Source organism: Bradyrhizobium uaiense (genome assembly GCF_010811875.1).
Classification (GTDB): Bacteria; Pseudomonadota; Alphaproteobacteria; order Rhizobiales; family Xanthobacteraceae; genus Bradyrhizobium; species Bradyrhizobium uaiense.
In genome coordinates this window covers 1-7,468 of sequence record NZ_VKHP01000357.1, presented here as the reverse complement: position 1 = coordinate 7,468, position 7,468 = coordinate 1, and the positions used below count along the sequence as shown (strand labels likewise).

At 63.8% G+C, this 7,468-nt stretch carries 6 protein-coding genes; 5 read left to right on the top strand and 1 reads right to left on the bottom strand.

Going from position 1 to position 7,468, the window contains the following annotated elements; translation table 11 throughout:
- Positions 1–379 precede the first annotated feature (379 nt).
- From FNJ47_RS43445 to FNJ47_RS43425, 5 genes are all read left to right on the top strand, one after another.
- Positions 380–1,366 carry a tripartite tricarboxylate transporter substrate-binding protein gene (locus FNJ47_RS43445; protein WP_163162580.1) on the top strand — a complete coding sequence of 329 codons (987 nt, stop codon included), beginning with the start codon at positions 380–382 and terminating at the stop codon, positions 1,364–1,366.
- A gap of 276 nt (positions 1,367–1,642) precedes the next feature.
- The gene (locus FNJ47_RS43440; RefSeq protein ID WP_163162578.1) at positions 1,643–2,518 is read left to right on the top strand and encodes an S-methyl-5'-thioadenosine phosphorylase; all 876 of its coding nucleotides are present in this window, start codon (positions 1,643–1,645) and stop codon (positions 2,516–2,518) included.
- On the top strand, positions 2,515–3,612 hold the full coding sequence (gene mtnA, locus FNJ47_RS43435) for an S-methyl-5-thioribose-1-phosphate isomerase (RefSeq protein WP_163162576.1): 1,098 nt from the start codon (positions 2,515–2,517) through the stop codon (positions 3,610–3,612). The genes FNJ47_RS43440 and mtnA overlap by 4 nt, the downstream gene beginning before the upstream one ends.
- Before the next feature lie 76 nt (positions 3,613–3,688).
- Positions 3,689–4,231, top strand: coding sequence for a tripartite tricarboxylate transporter TctB family protein (locus FNJ47_RS43430; RefSeq protein WP_163162574.1), 543 nt, complete (start codon positions 3,689–3,691; stop codon positions 4,229–4,231).
- A gap of 22 nt (positions 4,232–4,253) precedes the next feature.
- Positions 4,254–5,756: a tripartite tricarboxylate transporter permease gene (locus FNJ47_RS43425; protein WP_163162572.1), complete on the top strand. Its 1,503-nt coding sequence runs from the start codon at positions 4,254–4,256 to the stop codon at positions 5,754–5,756.
- A 69-nt stretch (positions 5,757–5,825) separates the two neighbouring features.
- Here the strand turns inward: FNJ47_RS43425 and FNJ47_RS43420 are convergent, their stop codons facing one another.
- On the bottom strand, positions 5,826–7,019 hold the full coding sequence (locus FNJ47_RS43420; protein ID WP_163162570.1) for a CaiB/BaiF CoA transferase family protein: 1,194 nt from the start codon (positions 7,017–7,019) through the stop codon (positions 5,826–5,828).
- Positions 7,020–7,468: the final 449 nt, after the last annotated feature.

The window sequence follows — 7,468 nt, the reverse complement described above, 5'->3', positions numbered from 1 at the left end:
GTTCGCGCCCTCCTGCATCGCAAGCCGTACAAACTCGCGCCGTTGATCCATCACCGACACCTCACGCCAGGGCATGGATTTGGCCTCCCACTTTGCCAAATCCATCCACTATGATGTGTCGGCCATGCCCCCGAACACCCGTCGGTCATGTCCCCGGGCTGAACATCAAGCCGGGCGATGACACCGCTTATGCGTGTGGCAATTGAATCGAAGTCTTCACCTTCGTCATGACAAGCGAAGCGGCGCGCCGACCTCATTCCAAAGTCATACGCCATGCGGCAGTTCGGCGGCTTGAACTCACCGTCATTCTCGGCACAATGACGGCCCCCGCCGCTTCGCAGGTTTTGCCAAGCCGAACAAATAGATAGGGAAGAAATACGTGGGACAGATTGTGAAAGCCACGGCTGCCATCGCGGCCTTGCTGCTGAGCACGCCGGCCTTCGCCGGCTGGGAGCCGAGCAAGCCGGTCGAGATCGTGGTTGCGGCAGGCGCCGGCGGCGCCTCCGACCAGATGGCGCGCATGATGCAGGCGGCGATCCAGAAGAACAATCTGATGAAGCAGCCGATGGTGGTTTCGCTGAAGGGCGGTGCCTCCGGTGCGGAAGCGCTGATGTACATGAAGTCCAGCGAGGGCGATCCCAACAAGGTGCTGATCGCCTATTCGCTGATCTACATGTTGCCGCTGTCGGCCAAGATTCCGTTCAACTGGCATGACCTCACGCCGGTTTCGGTGATCGCGCTCGACCAGTTCGTGTTGTGGGACAACGCGTCCGGGCCGAAGACCGTGAAGGAGTTCATCGATGCCGCCAAGGCGGCGAGCGCACCGTTCAAGATGGGCGGCACGGGCTCCAAGCGCGAGGATCACGTGCTGACCGTGTTCATGGAGCAGAAGACCGGCGCGAAATTCTCCTATCTGCCGTACAAATCCGGCGGCGAGGCCGCGACCCAGCTGGTCGGCGGCCACACCGAGTCCAACGTCAACAATCCCAGCGAAAACCTCGAAGTCTGGCGCGCCGGACAGGTTCGCGCGCTCTGCGTGTTCGACAAGGAGCGCATCTCCTACAAGACGAAGGTCACCGACACGCAATCCTGGAACGACATCCCGACCTGCAAGGAAGAGGGGCTCGACGTGCAGTATCTGATGCTGCGCGCGATGTTCCTGCCCGGCAAGGTCACGCAGGAGCAGCAGGCGTTCTATGTCGACTTGTTCCAGAAAGTGACGCAGACGGCCGAATACAAGGACTACATGGAGAAGCAGGCGTTGAAGCCGATCTTCCTCACCGGCAAGGATATGGTCGAGTTCCTGCAGGATGACGACAAGCTCAATACCTCGCTGATGAATGCGGCGGGCTTCGTCGCGAAGTAGTGGTCGTGGTTTGCCGTTCATCCATACTTCCTCATTCCGGGGCACGCGAAGCGTGAACCCCAATTCGCAATTGCGAATTGGGAATCTCGAGATTCCGGGTTCGATGCTTTCGCATCGCCCCGGAATGACGGAGCAAATGGCCGCCGGCGCTGGCTCGACGTGCGCTACGCATCCCTCGTTGCTTTACCTTCCGCTCGGAATCGCCTTGCATCGCGCGGTCACGCCATCGATATTGCGCCGCAGTAAGGCGCCGTTGCGGGAGCGTGAGGAGCAATCATGACCAAAGCCGTTCTCGGGATCATCGGCGGATCCGGCATCTACGACCTGCCGGGCCTGGAAAATGTCCGCGAAGAGGCGATCACGAGCCCGTGGGGCGAGCCGTCCGCGCCGCTGCGCCGTGGCGAGATGGCGGGACTGCCGATCGTGTTCCTGCCGCGACACGGCCCGGGACATGCGCTGTCGCCGTCCGACATCAACTATCGCGCCAATATCGACGTGCTGAAGCGGGCCGGGGTCACCGACCTCGTCGCGCTGTCCGCCTGCGGCTCGTTCAAGGAGGAGCTGCCGCCGGGCACCTTCGTGTTGGTCGACCAGTTCGTCGATCGCACCCACAAGCGCGAGAGCTCGTTCTTCGGCCGAGGCTGCGTCGCGCATGTCTCGATGGCGCATCCGGTGTCGCCGCTGCTGGTGAAACATCTCGCCGCCGCGGCCGAAGCGGAAACCATCGCGTTCGCGCGCGGCGGCACCTATCTCTGCATGGAAGGGCCGCAATTCTCCTCGCTCGCCGAAAGCCTGACCTACAAGGCGCAAGGCTATTCGGTGATCGGCATGACCAACATGCCGGAAGCCAAGCTCGCCCGCGAGGCCGAGATTTGCTACGCCAGCGTGGCGATGGTTACCGATTTCGACTGCTGGCATCCGGCGCATGATGCCGTGACCGTGCAGGATATCATCCGCGTGCTGAATTCGAACGCCGAGAAGGCAAAGGCGCTGGTCGCGCGGCTGGCGCGGGATTTTCCGCGCGAGCACGAGCTGTGTCCGATCGGCTCGGATCGCGCGCTGGACACCGCGCTGATCACGGCGCCCACGGCGCGCGATCCGCAGTTGCTTGCTAAACTCGATGCAGTCGCCGGAAGGGTCTTGCGCGCATGAAGGTCGACGGACGTCATTTTCGCAGCATCTGGCTCGAGCCCGACGGCTGGTCGGTCGGCGCGATCGATCAGCGCCGGCTGCCGCATGAATTCGTCGTCGCCAAACTCACCACCGCTGATGAGGCCGGCGAGGCGATCAGCTCGATGCTGGTCCGCGGCGCGCCCCTGATCGGTGCGACTGCGGCTTACGGCATGGCGCTGGCGATGCGTGCCGACGCGTCCGATGCCGCGCTCGACCGCGCCGGCAAGATGCTGATTGCGACCCGGCCGACTGCGATCAATCTGAAGTGGGCGATCGACGAGATGCAGTGCGCGCTCGCGCCGCTCGTCGCGTCAGCTCGCGTAGAGGCAGCGTATGCCCGCGCCCGCGAGATCGCCGATGAGGACGTCGAGATCAACCGCGAGATCGGCCGCCACGGGCTCGGGCTGATCGAGACGATCGCTGCGACCAAGAAGCCGGGCGAGCCGGTGAACGTGCTGACGCATTGCAATGCCGGCTGGCTTGCAACCGTCGATTGGGGGACGGCGACGTCACCGATCTATCAGGCGCATGATCGCGGCATTCCGGTCCATGTCTGGGTCGACGAGACGCGGCCGCGCAATCAGGGCGCCTCGCTCACCGCCTGGGAACTCGGTCACCACGGCGTGCCGCACACCGTGATCCCCGACAACACCGGCGGCCATTTGATGCAGCATCGCATGGTCGATCTGGCGATCGTCGGCACCGACCGCGTCGCCGCCAACGGCGACGTCTGCAACAAGATCGGGACCTATCTGAAAGCGCTCGCCGCGCATGACAATGGCGTGCCGTTCTATGTTGCGCTGCCGTCGCCGACCATCGACTTTAGTATCGATGATGGCGTGAGGCAGATCCCGATCGAGCAACGCGCGGCTAGCGAGGTTACGCACCTTACCGGGCGGGCGGCGGATGGACGGATCGAGACCGTGCGCGTGGTTCCGGACGGCTCTTCGGTCGCAAATTTCGGCTTCGACGTCACACCGGCGAGACTGGTGACCGGATTGATCACCGAGCGTGGCGTCCTCAATGCGAATCGTGCTGCGCTGGCGAGCGCATTTCCCGAACGTTCCAGTTAGCTGAAGGCTGCATTGACGGCGATTGTATCAGCACGCTATCCCAATCGTTGCCCTCGCAACCCAGACCGTCTCGTCCATGTCCAATACCGAACTTGAGATCGTCGTCGACGATCCGACCGCGCCTGAAGAAAATTCGCCTGCCGTCGTCTCTACCGGCGTCGTCGATGTCGTCGTCTCGCTGCTCTTGCTCGCGCTCGCATTGGTGCTCGGCTGGGACAATTGGCGCACCGGCGCCTCATGGGACTCGACCGGGCCGCAGCCGGGTTATTTTCCGTTCTATCTCTCGGTGATCCTCGGCGCCGCCAGCCTCTACGGCATGGGTGCTGCCTTCGTCTCGCGCCGGGAAGTCGCCGAGACCTTCGTCACCCGGGCCCAGTTGCGCCGGGTGATGGCGGTGTTCGTGCCGACATTCCTGTTCTGCCTCGCCACCCAATATCTCGGCCTCTATGTCGCGAGCTTTCTCCTGATCGCGGGCTTCATGCGTCTCGTCGGCAAGATCGCGTTGTGGAAGTCGCTGCTGACTGCCTTCGTCTTCACCGCCGCGATGTTCGTGACCTTCGATGTCGCGTTCGACGTCATCATGCCGAAGGGGCCGCTCGAAGCGGCTCTCGGCCGCTAGCTAACCGACAGGATTTCGGGACATGGAAGCCTTCGGTCTCCTGCTGCACGGCTTCGCCGTCCTTTTGACGTGGAAGACGCTGCTGTTGATGATGGTCGGGCTCGTGCTCGGCATCTTCGTCGGCGTGCTGCCCGGGCTCGGCGGCCCCAACGGCGTCGCGATCCTGCTGCCGCTGACTTTCACGATGGACCCGACGTCGGCCATCGTGATGCTGTCCTGCATCTACTGGGGCGCGCTGTTCGGCGGCGCCATCACCTCGATCCTGTTCAACATCCCCGGTGAAGCCTGGTCGGTCGCGACCACCTTCGACGGCTACCCGATGGCGCAGCAGGGCAGGGCGGCCGAAGCGCTCACCGCCGCGTTCACTTCGTCCTTTATCGGCTCGCTGGTCGCGGTGCTCTTGATCACCTTCCTGGCGCCGATGATCTCGTCGTTCGCGCTGAAGTTCGGCCCGCCGGAATTCTTCGCGGTCTATCTGCTGACCTTCTGCTCGTTCGTCGGACTCGGTCGCGAAGCCAAGCACAAGACTGTCATCTCGATGTCGCTCGGCCTGCTGCTCGCCGGCGTCGGCATGGATACGGTGTCCGGACAGTTGCGCATGACCTTCGGCTCTGCGGAGCTGCTGCGCGGCGTCAACTTCCTCGTCGCCGTGATCGGCCTGTTCGGCATCAGCGAGATCCTGCTCACGATGGAGGAGCGCCTGGCGCTGCGCGGGCACGCAGCCGGCATCAGCCTGCGCGTGGTGCTGTCGGTGTGGAAGGACTTGCCGAAATACTGGGTGACGCTGCTGCGCTCGTCGGTGATCGGCTGCTGGCTCGGCATCACGCCGGGCGGCGCGATCGCGGCCTCCTTCATGGGCTACAACCTCGCCAAGCGCTTCGCCAAGGATCCGGAGAGTTTCGGCAAGGGCCGCATCGAGGGCGTGTTCGCGCCGGAGACCGCCGCCCACGCCTCGGGCACCTCGGCGCTGTTGCCGATGCTCGCGCTCGGCATTCCCGGTTCGGGGACTGCTGCGATCCTGCTTGGCGGCCTGATGGTCTGGGGCCTCAACCCGGGTCCGCTGCTGTTCGTCGAACATAAGGATTTCGTCTGGGGCCTGATCGCCTCGATGTATCTCGGTAACGTCGTCGGCCTCGTACTGGTGCTGACCACGGTGCCGATCTTCGCCTCGATCCTGCGCGTGCCGTTCGCGGCCGTGGCGCCGATGATCGTGGTATCCTGCGCGATCGGCGCCTATGCGATCCAGAATGCGATGTTCGACATCTGGCTGATGCTGGGCTTCGGCGTGGTCGGCTACGTCTTCAAGAAGATCGGGATTCCGCTTGCGCCATTCACGCTCGCATTGGTGCTCGGTAGTCGGGCCGAGGACGCGTTCCGGCTCTCGATGATCGGCTCCGGCGGCGACATGAAGGTGTTCTGGTCGAATGGCCTTGTCGGCACCATCACGACGCTGGCGATCGTGCTGCTGTTCTGGCCGGTGATCGATCGGACCTTTGCCGGCGTCGCGCGTCTGGCAAAGGCGTGAGGTTCCAGAGCGTTTTCGAGCGAAGTGGACGCCGGTTCGCGTGAAGAAAACGCGTCGAGACTAGAATCTCTAGACCACCTTGCGCTGCCGCAGCTCGGCGATCTCGTCCTGGCCGAAGCCGAATTCGGCGAGAAGTTCTTCGGTCTGCTCGCCGAATTCCGGCGGGCGGGCCGCCATTCTGCTCGGCGTCCGCGACAGCGTCACGGGCTGTGCGACCAGCTGAATATCGCGGTTCTCGTCATTGGGGACATGCTGGGCGATGCCGAGATGCTTGACCTGGGCGTCGTCGAACATCTGGTCGATTGAGTAGATCGGCCCGCACGGCACGCCGGCGGCGTTCAGTTCCTGCACCCAGGTCTCGGTCGATTTCTTCGCGGTCAGCGCGTCGATCCTGGCATTCAGCGCGTCGCGATTCTTCGAGCGCGCCGGTGCGGTCGCATAGTCGGGATCGGTGATCAGGTCGGGCGCCCCGATCGCCTGGGCGCAGCGCTCCCAGATCCGCCCGCCGGTCGTGGCGATGTTGATGTAGCCGTCGGAGGTCTTGAACACGCCGGTCGGGATCGAGGTCGGATGGTTGTTGCCGGCCTGCTTGGCGACTTCCTTCTCCATCAGCCAGCGCGCCGCCTGGAAATCCAGCATGAAGATCTGCGCCTGCAGCAGGGAGGTCTGCACCCATTGGCCTTCGCCGGAGACGTCGCGTTCCAGGAGCGCGGTGAGGATGCCGATCGCACAGAACAGCCCGGCGGTGAGGTCGGCGACGGGAATGCCGACTCGCATCGGTCCGCCGCCGGGCGCGCCGGTCACCGACATCAGGCCGCCCATGCCCTGTGCGATCTGATCGAATCCGGGGCGCTTGTGATAGGGGCCGTCCTGGCCGAAACCGGAGATGCTGCCATAGACGATCCGCGGGTTGATCTTGCGGATGCTCTCATAGTCGATGCCGAGCTTGGCCTTGACGTCCGGTCGGAAGTTTTCGACCATGACGTCAGCCTGCTCGGCCAGCCGCTTGAACACCTCGAGCCCCTTGGGGTCCTTCAGGTTCAGCGTCATGGCGCGCTTGTTGCGGTGAAGGTTCTGGAAATCGGACCCGCCGCGCGGGCCGCCCGGCTGCTCGCCGCCGCCGTCCTCAAGGAGTGCATCGATCTTGACGACGTTGGCACCCCAATCGGCGAGCTGGCGCACGCAGGTCGGCCCGGACCGGACCCGGGTCAAATCCAGCACGGTGAAACGGGACAGGGCTTGGGATGCGCGGGGAAAGGGCATTGAGACACCTTCTTGTTTGGCGGGCCGCTCTGGGGCTACAGCCCCTCTGCCTTAGACAATTTGGCAGGCCTTTCCAACTGTTACGGGGATGACAATCGGGCAGGAAACAAACAATCATGGTTCCGCGGAGACCGGCTTCCGCCTTGGCTGTCGTCCAGACCTGCCTTGCACGGCCCAGCCGTCCGCCAACCCTCGACAATCACCCTGCCGGCTGCTAGCCCGTCGCCGTGCCGAATGGGTTTTGCCCTTACGCAAGAGGCACTTGAGGCTTAACGAGGCGATGGACCGAAAGCGGGAATAGCGGTGAAGAAAGGTCCATCCCATCTGCTCGGCAACTCGGCATGGAACGCGACGGCCTTCGCGGTCGCGGTGCTGCTCAATCTCGCGATTCTCCCATTCGTGATTTTCCGTCTCGGCCTCGCCGCGTTCGGTGTTGCAGGGCTGGTGAC